Source organism: Klebsiella sp. X13, from assembly GCF_003323835.1.
GTDB lineage: Bacteria > Pseudomonadota > Gammaproteobacteria > Enterobacterales > Enterobacteriaceae > Klebsiella > Klebsiella ornithinolytica.
Genome location: NZ_CP030874.1, coordinates 1046449 through 1064760 on the forward strand (window position 1 = coordinate 1046449; position 18312 = coordinate 1064760).

Below are 18312 nucleotides of genomic sequence, written 5' to 3' on the forward strand. Positions count from 1 at the left end.
GCGGATGAAAATAGTGATTGCACCGGATTCATACAAGGAGAGCCTGAGTGCCCTGGATGTTGCGACGGCGATAGAAGCGGGCTTTCAGGAGATTTATCCTGATGCGGAGTATGTCAAGTTGCCTGTTGCCGATGGCGGCGAAGGGACCGTCGAAGCGATGGTTGCCGCCACTCAGGGGCGTCTGGTGCAGGTTACGGTTACCGGTCCGTTGAACAAACCGGTAGACGCTTTTTACGGCCTTTCCGGCGATGAGCGCTGCGCTTTTATTGAAATGGCGGCGGCCAGCGGACTGGAAAGCGTCCCGCCGGCGTGCCGTAATCCATTGTTAACGACCACCTGGGGAACCGGGGAGCTGATTCGCCACGCGCTGGATGCCGGCGTACAGCAGATTATTATCGGTATCGGCGGTAGCGCGACGAATGACGGCGGCGCCGGAATGGTGCAGGCGCTGGGCGGAAAGTTACTGACGGCGGATAATCAGCAGATTGCCTCCGGCGGCGGAGCGCTGGAACAGCTGGCGCGAATTGATCTGAGCGAACTGGATAGCCGTCTGGCCGATTGCCGCATCGATGTGGCCTGCGATGTGACCAATCCGCTAACGGGTCCGGAAGGCGCTACGGCGGTGTTTGGGCCGCAAAAAGGGGCGACGGCAGAGATGATTGTCCGTCTCGACCGCGCGCTGGCGCACTATGCGCGCATCATTCAACGCGATTTAGCCGTCGACGTACTTCATCTTGAGGGCGGTGGCGCGGCAGGCGGTATGGGCGCCGCCCTGTATGCTTTCTGTGGCGCGCGGCTGCGTCCGGGGATTGAGATTGTGACCGATGCGCTGCACCTGGCGGAGCTGGTGGCGGACGCAGACCTGGTGATTACCGGTGAAGGGCGCATTGACAGCCAGACGATCCATGGCAAGGTGCCGGTGGGGGTAGCAAAGGTTGCGCAGCGCTATAACGTACCGGTTATTGCTATTGCCGGCAGCCTGACCGCGGACGTGGGGATTGTTCACCGGCACGGGCTGGATGCGGTATTCAGCGTGATTTATTCGGTCTGTACGCTGGAGGAGGCGCTGGAGAACGCGGCAGATAACGTGCGCATGACGGCGAGGAATGTTGCCGCGGTGCTGAACATGGGACGCAAGCGGTAAGACGGTTTTCCCGGTCGCGTGATGCCTGCCGGGGCGATGCCGTTTACATGGCCGCCCGGACAGGCACCGCGCTATCCGGAGAAGGGGATTTATATGCCCAGCATTTTGCACGCTTCCCGCGTGACATTATCCATTTCATCCAGCAATTCCAGCAGCTCCGGCTCCAGATCTTCGGCGGCGGTTCCGGCGCGCAGCTGGCTTTCAAGGGTCTGACACAGCTTTTTCAGCCGCGGCACCCCGCTATAGCTGCAGCTTCCGTGAAGCTTATGAATCAAATCCAGCAGCCCCTCCGGCTCTTCGCCAACCAGCTGCTCTTCCACTTTATTACGCACTTCTGGCATAAAGGCGATCAGCATTTGCAGCATCTCCCGCGCCAGGTCCGGTTTCATGGCGGCCTGGCGTAGCGCCAGCTGCCAGTTGAGCGTCACGTTGTAGTCGATGGGCGGTTCGACAGGCTCCGCTGCCCGCAGCGGCGCGGTATGCCTTCCCGGCTGATAGCGCAGCAGCAGGTTGTGCAGCTTATCCTCTTCGATGGGCTTTGCCAGATAGTCGTTCATCCCGGCCTTCATCAGCTTCTCTTTTTGCCCGTCAAACGCGTGGGCGGTGACGGCGATCACCGGCGTTTGTTGCTGATGAGGAAGGTGGCGAATCAGCTCGCAGGCGCGAATGCCGTCCATATCCGGCATCTGGATATCCATCAGAATCAGATCCAGCTGCATCTCCTTGGCCTGCTCTACGGCACGCTGGCCGCTATCACACAGCGTGACGTGCTGGACCAGATCGTCCAGCAGCACGCCGATAAGCTTCAGGTTCGCCGGATTATCGTCCACCGCCATCACCGTCATCGGCAGCTTGCTACTGTCAGAATGGGGCAGGACGATCGGGGTCCTGGCCCGGCAGGAGGCGGTGAGCGCCGGGATTAACCGCGTGGCGGTCAGCGGTTTGAGCAGGCAGGCGGCAACGCCATCTTGCTTCAGGGTTTCGGCATTGATCTGCGCATGGCAGGGGAGCGCCAGCAGTAAGTGGTCGGCCATGGCGCAGGCTTTCGCCAGGTTATCCTTTTGCTGGCTCAGGTCACGCATCGATACCGGAAGACCGGCCAGCAGGATATCGTAGTGGGCTTCCGGCAGCGCGGAGAATGTCGGGCTGTACACCACCTCCAGCGGCAGGGTCGTCAGCAGCTCCATGGTGCACTGCGCCGCCGCCGCATTGGCCTCGATGTAGGCCAGCGTTTTACCCGCCAGACAGTGGGTTAACGGGCTCTCCTGAACCGCGTTGGGATTGAGGTCGAGGTTGATATGGAACCAGAACGTGGAGCCGCGATTCGGCTGACTGTGGAATGAGATATCGCCGCCCATCTCTTTGACCAGCCGCTGGGTTATCACCAGCCCGAGCCCGGTGCCACCGTGGCGGCGGGAAATACTGGCATCGGCCTGGCGGAACGCCTGGAACAGACGGGACTGATCGCGCTCCGGGATCCCGATCCCGGTATCGTGGATTTGAATTTCGATTTGTACGCTGGTGTTGCTCAGCGCTCGCTGCTCGACCAGCACATCAATATTGCCATGTTCGGTAAACTTGATGGCATTGCCCACCAGATTGGTGATGATCTGCTGCAGGCGCAGAGGATCGCCGATAATATTGTCCGGAACATCATTTTTGATGTTCAGCGTCAGCTCCAGCCCCTTATCGTGGGCGGAGTGCGCCAGCAGAGTCACGACCTCATCCAGCGCATTACGCAGCAGGAACGGGATGCTCTCGAGAATCAGTTTACCCGCTTCCAGCTTCGAGAAGTCCAGCACGTCGTTAATGATAGCGAGCAGGTTGTTCGCCGAGCGCTCGATAGTGGTGAGGTGGTCGCGCTGAGTGGTATTTAAATCGGTCTTCAGGGTCAGACGGGTAAAGCCAATGACGCCATTGAGCGGCGTTCGTAGCTCGTGAGACATATTGGCGAGGAATTCTGATTTGATGCGGGCCGCTTCCTGGGCGCGCTTCTTCGCCAGATCCAGCTCAACGTTCTGAATCTCCATCTGCTCGAGGGTTTCGCGCAGATCGGAGGTCGCCTGATCGATATTGTGCTGCATCTCTTCGTGGTAGGCCGCCAGCGACATGGCCATGGAGTTGATGCCGTTTTTCAGCATATCCAGTTCGCCGAGCATAAACCCTTCGACGCGACTGTCGAGCTGGCCGCGACGAATACGATCGACGGTATTCACCATATTGCGGATCGGCCCGGTGACGTCGCGCATCAGGCGCCAGCCGAAGATCAGCGCGATGCCGATACAGAACAGCATCATAACGCTGGAGATGAAAATCTCTTTGTACTGCTGCAGTCGCACCGATTTGAGATCCAGTTCGAGGGCGACATAGCCCAGCATGTTGCCGGGCATTTTGGCATCGGTCATCGGCGATTCATCGGGTGAATAGCTTTCCGAGACGATAGGCGTACGCAAAATCATGACGTCGCCCTTGCGCACCGCGCTCAGCTGGCGAGGAAATTTTTCCCCATTTTCCAGACGTAGCTCGCTGGGATTGAGCTGAAAATTGGAGGTGACGAACAGCTTGTTTTGCGAATCGTAAATGGAAATAGCGCGTACGATATCGGAATGACGGCGATGCAGCACGCTAATCAGCTGGCCGATAGACTCGCGGTTTTGCAGATTCATGCCATATTCACTGGAGACTGCCAGGGGTTCAATAATACTGGCCCCGGCGTCCTCCAGCTGACGCTGCAGGTCGTGATAGCGATGCGCGACGAAGAAAATACTGAGCAACAAACCGATCAGTACGGTTGGCGCCAGGATAAGAATCATCATGCGAGCACGTAGGCTGTAGTTGGTCATGCGGTTCCGTTATGGGAGAATATACTCTTCATCCATCAAGTGCCTTTGCGTTGGCGGTTTCGGCGACGGGCCGATCTTCGCCGCCGGGAACGCTTACCGGCTGCCCTGACGCACCTTGAATGGACTCGTGTATAGAGTCAGTTTATTTGATTGAGACAAATCTCTACGATGGCGCAATTCTACTCTGCAAAACGGCGTGTGACGACGCGCCAGATCATAACCGTAACAGTCAATGACCTCGACCCCTTTGGTCAGGGCGTTGCTCGTCACCATGGTAAAGCGCTATTTGTTAATGGCTTATTGCCCCAGGAACAGGCTGAAGTTGTCGTGGTTGAAGACAAAAAACAGTACTCCCGGGCGCAGGTAAAACGCCGTCTTAATGACAGCCCGCAGCGCCAGACGCCGCGCTGCCCGCATTTCGGTACCTGCGGCGGCTGCCAGCAACAGCATGCCAGCGTTGAGCTCCAGCAGCAAAGTAAACGCGCAGCGCTTGCCCGGCTGATGAAGCGGGATGTCGACGACATTATAGCCGCTTCGCCGTGGGGATATCGCCGGCGCGCACGTCTGAGCTTGAATTATCAGCCAAAGACCCAACAATTACAGATGGGCTTTCGCCAGGCTGGCTCCAGCGACATTATCAATGTGGTGCAGTGCCCCATTTTGGCGCCCGATCTTGAGGCATTGCTGCCAGCGGTGCGCGAGTGTTTGTCCGGCCTGAAATCAACGCGTCAGCTCGGGCATGTCGAGCTGGTGCTGGCGGACAATGGCCCGCTGATGGTCCTGCGCCACACGGCAGCATTACCGGCCGGCGATAAAGAAAAACTGGAACGATTTTCGCAATCTCACGGTCTCGCTCTGTACCTGGCGCCGCAAAGCGAGATACTGGAACATATTAGTGGGGAAGCCCCATGGTATACCTCAGACGGGCTACGCTTAATGTTTAGTCCGCGCGACTTTATCCAGGTGAACGATGGCGTCAATCAGCTGATGGTGCAAACGGCGCTGGCGTGGCTGGATATTCAGCCTCAGGATCGGGTGCTCGATCTGTTCTGCGGGATGGGGAATTTTACCCTGCCGCTGGCTACGCGTGCGGCCAATGTCGTGGGCGTTGAAGGCGTCCCGGCGCTGGTTGCGAAAGGGCGGGAAAACGCCGCGCTCAATCAGCTGCACAACGTGACATTCTTTCATGAAAATCTGGAAGAAGATGTGACCCGCCAGGCCTGGGCGCAGCATGGTTTTGATAAAATATTACTCGACCCGGCGCGAGCCGGAGCGCCGGGCGTGATGTCACACATTATAAAACTTGCCCCGCGTCGCGTCGTCTATGTCTCCTGTAATCCGGCGACCCTGGCGCGCGATAGCGACCTGCTGCTGCAGGCGGGGTATCAGATTCAACGCCTGGCAATGCTGGACATGTTCCCGCATACCGGACATCTGGAATCAATGGTGTTGTTTGAGCACAGAGATACATAGAATCGTTCGGATCAGGCCGAGGCAGCCAACCCCCCGGCGTACTGAAGGATGAAGTGTCAACGTTGAGGCTTGCCGACTTCGGCAGGCCAGGTCCCTTAAGGAGAGGACAATGGTTGCGGTAAGAAGTGCACATTTAAATAAAGCTGGTGAATTTGACCCGAAGAAATGGATCGCGAGTCTGGGAATTTCCAGCCAGCAGTCGTGTGAACGCTTAGCCGAAACCTGGGACTATTGTCGCGAGAAAACGCAGGGACATCCTCGAGCGGATCTGCTGTTATGGCGCGGTGTCGAGATGGTGGAAATCCTTTCTACACTGAGCATGGATATCGATACGCTGCGGGCCGCGATGCTGTTTCCGCTGGCGGATGGCAATGTCGTCACCGAAGAGGTGATGCAGGAGAGCGTCGGTAAGTCCGTCGTGACATTGATTCACGGCGTGCGCGATATGGCGGCTATTCGCCAGCTTAAAGCCACCCATACCGATTCGGTCTCATCCGAGCAGGTCGATAATATTCGCCGCATGCTGCTCGCGATGGTCGACGACTTCCGCTGCGTGGTCATCAAGCTGGCCGAACGTATCGCCCACCTGCGGGAAGTCAAAGATGAGCCCGAAGACGAACGCGTGCTGGCGGCAAAAGAGTGCACCAATATCTACGCCCCGCTGGCCAACCGTTTAGGCATTGGTCAACTGAAATGGGAGCTGGAAGATTATTGCTTCCGCTACCTGCATCCCGACGAATATAAGCGGATTGCTAAACTGCTGCACGAGCGTCGCATCGATCGTGAACACTACATTGAAGAGTTCGTCGGTCATCTGCGTTCAGAAATGAAAACCGAAGGCGTAAAGGCTGAAGTCTACGGCCGGCCGAAGCATATCTATAGTATCTGGCGCAAAATGCAGAAAAAACACCTCACCTTTGATGAGCTGTTTGATGTGCGCGCGGTACGTATTGTCGCGGAGCGCCTGCAGGACTGCTATGCCGCACTGGGGATAGTACACACTCACTATCGCCATCTGCCGGATGAGTTCGATGATTACGTTGCCAATCCCAAACCAAATGGCTATCAGTCGATTCATACCGTGGTGCTGGGGCCGGGCGGTAAAACGGTGGAGATCCAGATTCGTACCCGGCAGATGCATGAAGATGCGGAGCTGGGCGTCGCCGCGCACTGGAAGTACAAAGAAGGTGCCGGCGCGGCGGCAGGCGGCGGACGTGGCTATGAAGATCGTATTGCCTGGCTGCGTAAGCTGATCGCCTGGCAGGAAGAGATGGCCGACTCCGGCGAAATGCTCGATGAGGTGCGCAGCCAGGTCTTTGACGATCGGGTGTACGTCTTTACGCCAAAAGGCGACGTGGTCGATTTACCTGCCGGCTCCACGCCGCTCGACTTTGCCTACCATATCCATAGCGACGTCGGCCACCGCTGCATCGGCGCCAAAATCAGCGGGCGCATTGTCCCCTTTACCTATCAGCTGCAAATGGGCGATCAGATTGAAATCATTACCCAGAAACAGCCAAACCCAAGCCGCGACTGGCTGAACCCAAACCTCGGCTATGTCACGACCAGCCGCGGACGTTCCAAAATCCACGCCTGGTTCCGCAAGCAGGATCGCGACAAGAATATTCTCGCCGGGCGGCAGATTCTTGATGATGAGCTTGAGCACCTGGGGATTAGCCTCAAGGAGGCAGAGAAGCATCTGCTGCCGCGCTACAACTTCAATGAGCTGGATGAGCTGCTGGCGGCCATTGGCGGCGGAGATATCCGCCTTAACCAGATGGTCAACTTCCTGCAGGCGCAGTTTAATAAGCCGAGCGCCGAAGAGCAGGATGCGGCGGCGCTGAAACAACTGCAGCAGAAAACCTGGGCGCCGCAGAATCGCAGCAAAGACAATGGTCGCGTCGTGGTGGAGGGCGTGGGCAACCTGATGCACCACATCGCCCGCTGCTGTCAGCCGATTCCAGGCGACGAGATTGTCGGTTTCATCACCCAGGGGCGGGGGATTTCCGTTCACCGGGCGGACTGCGATCAGCTGGCTGAGCTGCAATCGCACGCCCCGGAGCGTATCGTTGACGCGGTCTGGGGAGAAAGCTACTCCGCAGGCTACTCGCTGGTCGTCCGCGTGGTAGCAAACGATCGTAGCGGCCTGCTGCGCGATATCACCACCATTCTTGCCAACGAAAAAGTGAACGTGCTTGGCGTGGCCAGTCGCAGTGACACCAAACAGCAGCTGGCTACCATCGATATGAATATTGAAATCTACAACCTGCAGGTCCTCGGCCGCGTGCTCGGGAAACTGAATCAGGTTCCGGATGTGATTGATGCCCGCCGCCTGCACGGTGGCTAACCGCTTTTCCTCCCATGCTGACCCGCTCTCCGACGGAGAGCGGGTTTTGCGCGTCTTTTATCCGCGAACCTCGCTGATTTTTCCCCGTGTTTTATCCGGGGAAGGTAAATAAAACCAATATGTTGCAAGGAAACACTATGACCCAAATCGATCGCCTGCTTGGCATTATGAAACGCCTGCGTGATCCGGAAAACGGCTGTCCGTGGGACAAAGAGCAGACCTTCGCCACCATCGCCCCGTATACCCTTGAAGAGACGTACGAAGTGCTGGATGCCATCGCCCGTGAAGATTTCGACGATCTGCGTGGCGAGCTGGGGGACCTGCTGTTTCAGGTGGTGTTCTACGCCCAGATGGCACAGGAGGAGGGCCGCTTTGCATTTGACGACATCTGTGCCGCCATCAGCGACAAACTGGAGCGCCGTCATCCGCATATCTTCGGCGATGCGACTGCCGGCAACAGCGCCGAAGTGCTGGCACGCTGGGAGCAAATCAAAAGCGCTGAGCGTGCGCAAAAGGCGCAGCATTCCGCGCTGGATGATATTCCGCACAGCCTGCCGGCGCTGATGCGCGCGCATAAAATTCAGCGTCGCTGTTCGGCGGTAGGCTTTGACTGGACGTCGCTCGGCCCGGTGCTGGATAAAGTGCATGAAGAGATCGATGAGGTCATGCACGAGGCGCAGCAGGCGGTCGTAGATGAAGCTAAACTGGAGGAGGAAATGGGCGATCTGCTGTTCGCAACGGTCAATTTATCCCGCCATTTAGGGGTAAAAGCTGAAGTCGCCTTGCAGAAAGCGAACCTGAAATTCGAACGTCGTTTCCGGGAAGTTGAACGAATTGTCGCCGCTCGCGGGCTGGAAATGACCGGCGTAGACCTCGATATCATGGAAGAAGTGTGGCAAGAGGTAAAACGCCAGGAAACTGATCTCTAACGAAATTTTGCGATCAAGCGCTATTTGTGTGATTTTTTAAATGACAAGCGCTTGATTTGCGTCAAAAACATTTACCCAAAAGGGGCTATTTTCTCACTCCTTATGTTTGTCATGACCTGGAAAGGAGACGGAGAATGAAAGTTTGTGGCGCTCGTCGTGTTCGGGTATACTACTTTCCCGTCCTGGTTATTCCATCGTTTCACCCTAACTTCTCAGGTTCAGCATGACAACGAACTATATTTTTGTGACCGGCGGGGTCGTATCCTCTCTGGGTAAAGGCATTGCCGCAGCCTCCCTGGCCGCTATTCTCGAAGCCCGTGGGCTTAACGTAACCATGATGAAACTGGATCCGTACATCAACGTCGATCCGGGCACCATGAGCCCAATCCAACACGGGGAAGTGTTCGTTACTGAAGACGGCGCTGAAACCGATCTGGACCTGGGTCACTACGAGCGCTTCATCCGTACCAAAATGAGCCGCCGCAACAACTTCACCACGGGTCGTATTTACTCCGACGTTCTGCGTAAAGAGCGCCGCGGTGACTATCTGGGCGCAACCGTACAGGTTATCCCGCACATCACTAACGCGATTAAAGAGCGCGTGCTTGCCGGTGGTGAAGGTCACGATGTGGTGCTGGTTGAAATCGGCGGTACCGTCGGTGATATCGAATCCCTGCCGTTCCTCGAAGCTATCCGTCAGATGGCGGTAGAAATCGGTCGCGAGCATGCTCTGTTTATGCATTTGACCCTGGTGCCGTATATGGCGGCAGCCGGCGAAGTCAAAACCAAACCGACCCAGCACTCCGTAAAAGAGCTGCTTTCCATCGGTATTCAGCCAGATATCCTGATCTGCCGCTCCGATCGCGCGGTACCGGCCAACGAACGTGCAAAAATTGCATTGTTCTGCAACGTTCCGGAAAAGGCTGTTATTTCTCTGAAAGATGTCGATTCCATTTATAAAATTCCAGGCCTGTTGAAATCTCAGGGGCTGGACGATTATATTTGTAAACGATTCAGCTTAAACTGTCCGGAAGCGAACCTGGCCGAATGGGAGCAGGTGATTTACGAAGAAGCTAACCCGGCAGGTGAAGTCACGATCGGTATGGTCGGCAAGTACATTGAACTGCCGGACGCGTACAAGTCCGTGATTGAAGCGCTGAAACACGGTGGTCTGAAAAACCGCGTGACCGTGAACATCAAGCTGATTGATTCGCAGGATGTGGAAACGCGCGGCGTCGAAATTCTGAAGAATCTGGACGCTATCCTGATCCCTGGCGGCTTCGGCTACCGCGGTGTTGAAGGGAAGATCGCCACTGCGCGCTATGCGCGTGAAAATAACATTCCATATCTGGGTATTTGTCTGGGTATGCAGGTTGCGCTGATTGAGTTCGCGCGCAACGTAGCGGGGATGGAAAACGCCAACTCCACAGAATTTGTGCCAGACTGTAAGTACCCGGTAGTGGCACTCATTACTGAATGGCGTGATGAAGAAGGCAACGTTGAAGTGCGTTCTGAGAAGAGCGACCTCGGCGGCACCATGCGCCTGGGCGCGCAGCAGTGCCAGCTGGACGACGCGAGCCTGGTTCGCCAGCTGTACGGCGAGCCGACCATCACTGAACGACATCGTCACCGCTATGAAGTCAACAACATGTTGTTGAAACCGATTGAAAATGCGGGCCTGCGTGTTGCGGGCCGTTCCGGGGATGATCAGTTGGTCGAGATCATCGAAGTGCCGAATCACCCGTGGTTCGTTGCTTGTCAGTTCCATCCGGAGTTTACTTCGACGCCGCGTGATGGCCATCCGCTGTTTGCAGGTTTTGTGAAAGCGGCAAGCGAGTATCAAAAGCGTCAGGCGAAGTAAAAGAGTTAGAACGGCAATGCACCCATTCGGGTGCATTGTTTGTCTGGAGTTTTAGTTTAACTTGTACTGAGGAAAACCTAATGTCCAAAATCGTTAAAGTCATCGGTCGTGAAATCATCGACTCCCGTGGTAACCCGACTGTTGAAGCCGAAGTACACCTGGAAGGTGGTTTCGTTGGTATGGCAGCAGCTCCGTCAGGTGCTTCTACTGGTTCCCGCGAAGCGCTGGAACTGCGCGATGGCGACAAATCCCGTTTCATGGGTAAAGGCGTACTGAAAGCTGTTGGCGCTGTCAACGGCCCGATCGCTCAGGCTCTCCTTGGCAAAGACGCCAAAGATCAGGCTGGCATCGATAAAATCATGATCGACCTGGACGGTACTGAAAACAAATCTAACTTCGGTGCGAACGCAATTCTGGCTGTGTCTCTGGCTAACGCCAAAGCAGCCGCTGCCTCTAAAGGCCAGCCGCTGTACGAACACATCGCTGAGCTGAACGGCACTCCGGGCAAATACTCCATGCCGGTTCCGATGATGAACATCATCAACGGTGGTGAGCACGCTGATAACAACGTCGACATCCAGGAATTCATGATTCAGCCGGTTGGCGCTAAATCCCTGAAAGAAGCCGTACGTATGGGTTCTGAAGTGTTCCACAACCTGGCTAAAGTTCTGAAAGCTAAAGGTATGAACACTGCAGTTGGTGACGAAGGTGGCTACGCGCCGAACCTGGGCTCCAACGCAGAAGCGCTGGCTGTTATCGCTGAAGCGGTTAAAGCTGCAGGTTACGAGCTGGGCAAAGACATCACTCTGGCGATGGACTGCGCAGCGTCTGAATTCTACAAAGACGGTAAATACGTTCTGGCCGGCGAAGGCAACAAAGCGTTCACCTCTGAAGAGTTCACTCACTTCCTGGAAGAGCTGACCAAACAGTACCCGATCGTCTCTATCGAAGACGGTCTGGACGAATCTGACTGGGATGGCTTCGCATACCAGACTAAAGTCCTGGGCGACAAAATCCAGCTGGTTGGTGACGATCTGTTCGTAACCAACACCAAGATCCTGAAAGAAGGTATCGAGAAAGGCATCGTTAACTCCATCCTGATCAAATTCAACCAGATCGGTTCTCTGACCGAAACTCTGGCTGCGATCAAAATGGCGAAAGACGCTGGCTACACTGCCGTTATCTCTCACCGTTCTGGCGAAACTGAAGACGCTACCATTGCTGACCTGGCTGTGGGTACCGCTGCAGGCCAGATCAAAACTGGTTCTATGAGCCGTTCTGACCGCGTTGCTAAATACAACCAGCTGATTCGTATCGAAGAAGCGCTGGGCGAAAAAGCACCGTACAACGGTCGTAAAGAGATCAAAGGTCAGTAAGACTGACTTTCGCTCTTAATCTAAAAAACCCGCCCTGGCGGGTTTTTTTATATCTGAAGCTAACCGATTTACAGCAGCAGCGGCAGCGTTGCGCTGGCCGTTTGCTGGTTGACGTCGCTGTAGTGCTCATCAAGTGCAATCAGCGAGGTCGTCAGCAGTTCCACCAGCAGCATTACGCCGACTTTAGCATTGAGTGCGCCTGCGCTCAGCGGCCCTTCGGGCTTTGCCGCCACCAGCTGAATATCGCTCAGCGAAGCCAGCGGGCTACGCGGGGTGTTACTGAGCGACAGCACCTGCACGCCGCGCTTGCGGGCAAGCTTCACCACGTGCAGCAGATCCCGTGTGGAGCCGGAGCTGGAAATCGCCACCACCAGCGTGTTTTTTGAAAGCGTGGTGGCATTCATTGCCGCGCGATGCATGTCGCTGAAAAGCTGCGCGGGCTTGCCGAGGCGCAGCAGCTTGTAATGCAGATACTCGCCAAGAATGGCGCTGGCCGCCACGCCGTATATTTGCACCGCATCTGCCTGATGCAGCGCCTGAGCCGCCTGTTCGAGCAATGCCCTGTCGAGCAGCTTTGCGGTGTCCTGTAAGGCCTGAACGGATTCATTGACCACGTTATCAATTTCATCGCCGCTGCGCTGAGTTGGTTGACCCTGCTGAATATCCAGCGCCAGCGCCATCTTAAATTCGTTGTAGCCCTTGCAGCCCAGCGTGCGGCACAGGCGGGTCACGCTGGCTTCGCTGGTCTCACTCTCTCGCGCCAGTTCGGTGATCGTCAGGTAAAGCACCTTTGCCGGATCGCCCAGCACAAACTCCCCCAGCTTTTGCTGTGTCGGGCTGTAGCCGGACACGCCCTGACGCAGCCTTAACAGCAGATTTTCATTTTCAGACATGCAGGATCCTTAATGCGTTTCTCTGTGGCTAGTGTGGCGGAAAGCAGGGGATCGATGCCAGTCATTTTAAAAAAGTATGATCGTCCTCCTGGTTTTTGATGACAATTTTCACATATAAATTAAATTATGGTAAAAATTTTCATCACTACAACAGGGGAATGAAAAAATGAATCAAATGTTCAGCGGTGCCTCCTCCGGAGCATGGTTTGAAAAGGCACAGCGCTTCGGGAAATCGTTCATGCTGCCGATCGCTGTGCTGCCTGCCGCAGGCTTACTGTTGGGAATTGGCGGCGCGCTCTCTAACCCGAACACCTTAACGGCGTATCCGTTCCTGGATGTTGCCTGGCTACAGGCAATCTTCACGATCATGAGCAGCGCAGGCTCTATTGTGTTTGCCAATCTCTCGGTGCTGTTTGCCGTCGGGGTTGCCGTTGGTTTGGCGAAAACCGACAAAGGGACCGCCGGGCTCGCGGCGCTGCTGGCGTTTCTGGTGATGAACGCCACAATTAACGCATTGCTTATCCTCAACGGCACGCTGGCGCATGAGAACCCGGGCGCGGTGGGACAGGGGATGACGCTGGGCATTCAGACGCTGGAAACGGGCGTTTTTGGCGGCGTGGTGATTGGCCTGGTGACCTGCGCCCTGCATCATCGCTTTAATAAAATTGCGCTGCCTCAGTTCCTGGGATTCTTTGGCGGCTCGCGCTTTGTCCCGATTATCAGCTCGCTGGCCGCGATTCTGGTCGGGGCCCTTATGACCGTAGTGTGGCCCCATTTCCAGAAGCTGATTTTCGGCCTGGGCGGGCTGGTCGATGCGACGGGTTATCTGGGCACGCTGCTGTATGGCTTTATCCTGCGCATGCTGGGCCCATTTGGCCTGCATCACATCTTCTATTTACCGTTCTGGACGACGGCACTAGGCGGCAGCGAAATCGTTAACGGACAGCTGGTGGAAGGCACCCAGCGCATCTTCTTCGCTCAGTTGTCCGATCCGAATACGCAGCAGTTCTTTATCGGCACGTCCCGTTTCATGTCCGGGCGTTTCATCACCATGATGTTTGGCCTGATTGGCGCATGTCTGGCGATGTACCACACGGCGAAGCCGGAGAATAAGAAGCGCGTGGCGGGGCTGCTGCTTTCAGCGGCGTTGACCTCTTTCCTGACGGGGATCACCGAGCCAATTGAGTTCTCCTTCCTGTTCGTGGCACCCGTTCTCTACGTCATCCACGCTTTCTTCGACGGGCTGGCGTTTATGATCGCCCACATTCTGCACATCACCATCGGCCAGACTTTCTCCGGCGGCTTTATCGACTTCATCCTCTTTGGCGTATTGCAGGGCGAAGCCAAAACTCACTGGATGTATGTGCCGCTGGTCGGCGTGCCGTGGTTCTGCCTCTACTACTTCACGTTCCGCTTCCTGATTAACCGTTTTGGTTTTATGACGCCTGGCCGGGAGAAAGAAGCGGCAGTCGAAAATACCATCCCACAAAGCGAACGTGCGGCGGCAGTGATTGCCGGGCTGGGCGGGCGAGATAATCTGGAAGAGGTGGATTGCTGCGCCACGCGATTGCGCGTCACGGTAAAAGACGGCGGGAAAGTCGATCAGGAAGCATTGAAGGCCACGGGCGCGCGCGGCGTGATCCTGCGAGGCAACGGCGTGCAGGTCATCTATGGCCCACACGTCACGATTATTAAAAATGAAGTGGAAGAGAGCTTAGCGTTATGAAAACTGTACTGGATAACCTGAAAGGGAAACTCATCGTCTCCTGCCAGGCGCTGGATAATGAGCCGTTGCACAGCCCGTTTATCATGTCGCGGATGGCGGTAGCGGCAGAAGAGGGCGGCGCGGAGGGGATTCGCGCCAACAGCGTGGCGGACATTGCTGCCATTAAACAGCTGGTTTCACTGCCGGTGATTGGCATCATTAAGCGTGATTATCCGGACAGCGAAGTGTTTATTACGGCGACCATGAAAGAGGTGGATGAACTGATGAGCGTCGGGCCGGAACTCATCGCGCTTGATGCCACGGCTCGCCCGCGCCCCGGTGGGCAGCGGCTGGATGCGCTGGTCGCGGAAATTCGTGCGAAGTACCCGTCGGTGCTGCTGATGGCGGATATCTCGACGGCGGAAGAAGCGCTCACGGCGCAGTCTCTCGGGTTTGATTGCGTGGGCACCACGCTTTACGGCTATACGGCAGAAACGGAGGGGCACGCACTGCCGGAAAACGACTGCGGTTTTTTACGCGATGTACTGGCTGCTGTAAATATTCCGGTGGTGGCGGAAGGGAACGTTGAAACCCCGACGCTGGCGGCCCGGTGCCTTGAACTGGGCGCGCATACCGTGGTGGTTGGCGGCGCGATTACTCGTCCTCAGCAAATTACGGCACGCTTTGCGGCGGCCATCAAAGCCTGAGGTTTTTATACTGAATAAAAAACCCGCCTCGGCGGGTTTTACAGGCTTATTTGAAATCAACGGCCATCTGCTGCGGAATCGAAAGCCCGCGGGTGGTCTGCACGCAGCGATCGATATAATCGGTAAAGCGCGGCGGCTTCGGCATTCCCATGCTGAGCAGCTTATCGTTGCTGAAGCGTACGTTGAGGGTTGCGAAGGCGCCATAAAGGCGCATTGCTTTGAGCATCAGACGTTCATTGCAGGGACCGAAGATATCCTTCAGTTCGCGACGCATCTTGACCAGCGTCTCATAGCTGACCTGCGCATACTTATCGCCGACGGGAACCTGCTCCAGCGCCGAGGCCATGGCGCGATCGATCTCAGCAAATTTGACGCTATTTTCTTCACCTGCCGAAATATGCACGACTTCCCCCTGCGCAAGCTGGTTATCAAGCAGCATCATCAGCGCATCGGCGCAATAGTCGACGGGAATCACATCGATCCGGTCTTCCATTGAGCAGAGGAATTTTTGCAGCATTAAGCCCATGCTGAATACCCAGAAGATACTGCTGGAGGGCTGGCAGCCGTGATGAGTATGGCCCACGACAATCGAGGGGCGGGCAATCGTCAACGGAAGCGTCGGGCAGGTCTGCTGCATCAGCTGCTCGATCGTGGATTTAGAGTGGGTGTATTCGACAAGGTGTTCGGCACGTTCGCGAAACTCGGCGCTTTCCGCGACCAGAGAATCGGGCTCGGGAGAACATGACATAGCCGTACCCACATGCAGGAAGCGCTGTAGCCCGGCAACCCGGGACATACGTTGGGCAAACTGCAGGGTGCCTTCCACGTTCACCTTCCAGATGAGCGGGTTATTGCCAAAGGAGGCGACAGCCGCACAGTTGAGCACGTGAGTCACTTGTTCCAGACGTGGGTCGCAGAGAAATTCTGCGGGGTTAGCTAAATCGCCCGCGAGAATATGTTGCGTACCCAGCGTCGCCAGTTTCTCCTCAGAGACATTGAACTTGCGCATGTTTTCTTTGACCCGGGCAAGCGCCGCGTCATCATTATCGGCTCGAACTAAAAGCAGCAGATTAATCCCGTTATTTTGCTTCAGGATATTCTCTAAAACTGCTCCCCCCAGAAAACCGGTAACGCCTGTAATTAATAGTGTATTCATGAACGCCGTCTCATCATGGTTGGTCGGCTGGATTCTAGGCGGCTGAAACTAAACGGTGAGTCAATGGAAAATGGCGAGTCGGAAGGCTTTCTTAAGACCGAATTAAGGTTACGAACGGGCGTGGATAGCATTGGACATCCGCGAAGTGAAGAAGATTCTGTTTTTCATGTTTCAATTTGTACATATATGATTTTTATGATTATTGTTATATTCTCAATGGTGTTGTTATAGGTGTTTAAATGTAATTTAAAACATATTTAGTTACATCAAAAGTCGCTGTATAAAAAACGTAATACATGCAGAAATAAGTCGAGGTGATTTATTTCTTCCGTCGTTGAAGGTCTTTAAAGGCTGCGAGAAATAAAGCTGAAGGGACCGTTTAGAATTGCTCAGCAGGCTATAATCTTAGTCTGACTTCAGCCACAGCTAAGCGCCGGCAATCGCAGCTGAGGACAAGACCTCGGCCGCTAAATCTGCGATAATGCTCGTTTCGAACCTAAACAGAGATGATTATGCAGTACCCGATTAACGAGATGTTCCAGACCTTGCAAGGCGAGGGTTACTTCACCGGCGTGCCTGCCATTTTTATTCGTCTGCAGGGATGCCCGGTTGGTTGCGCCTGGTGCGATACCAAACATACCTGGGATAAGCTTGCGGATCGGGAAGTGTCGCTGTTTAGTATTCTGGCGAAAACCAAAGAGAGTGATAAATGGGGCCCGGCCAGCGGCGAAGACCTGCTGGCGATTATCGGCCGTCAGGACTGGACCGCACGTCACGTGGTGATCACCGGCGGCGAGCCCTGCATCCACGACTTAACCCCGCTGACCATGCTGCTGGAGCAGAACGGATTCAGTTGCCAGATTGAAACCAGCGGTACCCATGAAGTGCGCTGCAGCCCGCGCACCTGGGTGACGGTTTCACCGAAGGTCAATATGCGCGGTGGCTACGATGTGCTGTCGCAGGCGCTGCTGCGCGCGGATGAAATTAAGCATCCGGTTGGCCGCGTGCGCGATATCGAAGCGCTGGACGAACTGCTGGAAACGCTGAGCGACGACAAGCCGCGGATTATTGCTCTGCAGCCCATCAGCCAGAAAGAGGATGCGACGCGTCTGTGTATTGAGACCTGCATCGCCCGTAACTGGCGGCTCTCAATGCAGACGCATAAATATCTGAATATTGCCTGATAAAAAGGCCCGGTCGCAGGATGCGTACCGGGCCTTTCTGTTCTGCGCGCCAGGAAACGTCGGTTTCCGGCCAGCGCATCATTCGCCGCGATAGATGCAGCCTGCGGTACAGGTTTCTTTGATCATCACGGCGCTCAGCAGCGGCACCAGCGGTTTCATCTGCTGCCAAATCCACTTCGCCAGCACTTCGCTGGTTGGGTTTTCCAGACCGGGAATGTCGTTCAGGTAGTAGTGATCCAGGCGATCGTAGGTTGGTTTAAACGCCGCCTTGAGCTCGGCAAAATCCATGATCCAGCCCGTGTGGGGATCGACTTCACCGGTAATCTCCAGACGCACCATAAAAGAGTGGCCGTGCAGGCGACCGCACTTATGACCTTCCGGTACGTGAGGCAGGTGATGGGCGGCTTCGAAGGTGAAATCTTTAAACAGGGTGGTGGACATCTTTTACTCTCAATAAGACAAAAAAACCGCCGTAGGGTACCGGAAAGCGGTTTTTTTATCATTAACTAAAACGGTCCTGAGCGAAATATCGACGTATTTACCCACGAGTACCTTAATATTCTTTTTAATTTCATAGCGTTGGCTAATCGTTTTTGTTGTTAATAACTATAACTAAAACAGGTTAGTCCATTTGGTTATTTGTTATTTCCATCCCTTCTTTAATTGTTACTATCGGCGCCGTTAACCTTATAAC

General features: G+C 55.4%; 13 protein-coding genes. 9 read left to right on the forward strand and 4 right to left on the reverse strand.

Translation table 11 applies throughout. The features are described 5' to 3' along the window. The first annotated feature begins 4 nt into the window (after positions 1-4). Positions 5-1144 (forward strand): glycerate kinase, encoded by a 1140-nt coding sequence (locus DSD31_RS05130; RefSeq protein WP_004866992.1) that lies wholly within the window; start codon positions 5-7, stop codon positions 1142-1144. A gap of 89 nt (positions 1145-1233) precedes the next feature. On the opposite strand, the gene barA is transcribed toward DSD31_RS05130, so the two are convergent. After that, positions 1234-3987 carry a two-component sensor histidine kinase BarA gene (gene barA, locus DSD31_RS05135; protein WP_032718171.1) on the reverse strand — a complete coding sequence of 918 codons (2754 nt, stop codon included), beginning with the start codon at positions 3985-3987 and terminating at the stop codon, positions 1234-1236. Positions 3988-4155: 168 nt separating this feature from the next. On the opposite strand from barA, the gene rlmD reads away from it, so the two are divergent. From rlmD to eno, 5 genes are all read left to right on the forward strand, one after another. Further along, positions 4156-5460, forward strand: coding sequence for a 23S rRNA (uracil(1939)-C(5))-methyltransferase RlmD (gene rlmD / locus DSD31_RS05140; protein WP_015585861.1), 1305 nt, complete (start codon positions 4156-4158; stop codon positions 5458-5460). Positions 5461-5569: 109 nt separating this feature from the next. Beyond that, the gene (gene relA, locus DSD31_RS05145; RefSeq protein ID WP_004866987.1) at positions 5570-7807 is read left to right on the forward strand and encodes a GTP diphosphokinase; all 2238 of its coding nucleotides are present in this window, start codon (positions 5570-5572) and stop codon (positions 7805-7807) included. A 137-nt stretch (positions 7808-7944) separates the two neighbouring features. Next, complete coding sequence (gene mazG, locus DSD31_RS05150) at positions 7945-8736, forward strand: nucleoside triphosphate pyrophosphohydrolase (RefSeq protein ID WP_004866986.1); 792 nt, start codon at positions 7945-7947, stop codon at positions 8734-8736. 223 nt (positions 8737-8959) lie between these two features. Beyond that, the gene (gene pyrG, locus DSD31_RS05155; protein WP_004866984.1) at positions 8960-10597 is read left to right on the forward strand and encodes a glutamine hydrolyzing CTP synthase; all 1638 of its coding nucleotides are present in this window, start codon (positions 8960-8962) and stop codon (positions 10595-10597) included. Between the two features lie 80 nt (positions 10598-10677). After that, positions 10678-11973, forward strand: a complete 1296-nt coding sequence (eno, locus tag DSD31_RS05160) for a phosphopyruvate hydratase (RefSeq protein WP_004866982.1) — start codon at positions 10678-10680, stop codon at positions 11971-11973. Between the two features lie 68 nt (positions 11974-12041). Here eno and DSD31_RS05165 read toward each other — a convergent pair whose 3' ends face one another. Continuing rightward, positions 12042-12866, reverse strand: a complete 825-nt coding sequence (locus DSD31_RS05165) for a MurR/RpiR family transcriptional regulator (RefSeq protein ID WP_004866980.1) — start codon at positions 12864-12866, stop codon at positions 12042-12044. Between the two features lie 166 nt (positions 12867-13032). Between DSD31_RS05165 and DSD31_RS05170 the strand changes: the two genes are divergently transcribed. Further along, positions 13033-14592 (forward strand): PTS transporter subunit EIIC, encoded by a 1560-nt coding sequence (locus DSD31_RS05170; protein WP_004866978.1) that lies wholly within the window; start codon positions 13033-13035, stop codon positions 14590-14592. Further along, positions 14589-15278 carry an N-acetylmannosamine-6-phosphate 2-epimerase gene (locus tag DSD31_RS05175; RefSeq protein ID WP_004866975.1) on the forward strand — a complete coding sequence of 230 codons (690 nt, stop codon included), beginning with the start codon at positions 14589-14591 and terminating at the stop codon, positions 15276-15278. The genes DSD31_RS05170 and DSD31_RS05175 overlap by 4 nt, the downstream gene beginning before the upstream one ends. A 46-nt stretch (positions 15279-15324) precedes the next feature. Here DSD31_RS05175 and DSD31_RS05180 read toward each other — a convergent pair whose 3' ends face one another. Further along, positions 15325-16434: an SDR family oxidoreductase gene (locus DSD31_RS05180; RefSeq protein ID WP_044347454.1), complete on the reverse strand. Its 1110-nt coding sequence runs from the start codon at positions 16432-16434 to the stop codon at positions 15325-15327. A 512-nt stretch (positions 16435-16946) separates the two neighbouring features. Here DSD31_RS05180 and queE point away from each other — a divergent pair. Next, positions 16947-17618, forward strand: coding sequence for a 7-carboxy-7-deazaguanine synthase QueE (gene queE, locus DSD31_RS05185; RefSeq protein WP_004866972.1), 672 nt, complete (start codon positions 16947-16949; stop codon positions 17616-17618). A gap of 78 nt (positions 17619-17696) precedes the next feature. Here queE and queD read toward each other — a convergent pair whose 3' ends face one another. Beyond that, a complete protein-coding gene (queD, locus tag DSD31_RS05190) occupies positions 17697-18059 on the reverse strand; it encodes a 6-carboxytetrahydropterin synthase QueD (RefSeq protein WP_004866969.1) in 363 nt (120 codons plus the stop codon). Between the last annotated feature and the right edge of the window lie 253 nt (positions 18060-18312).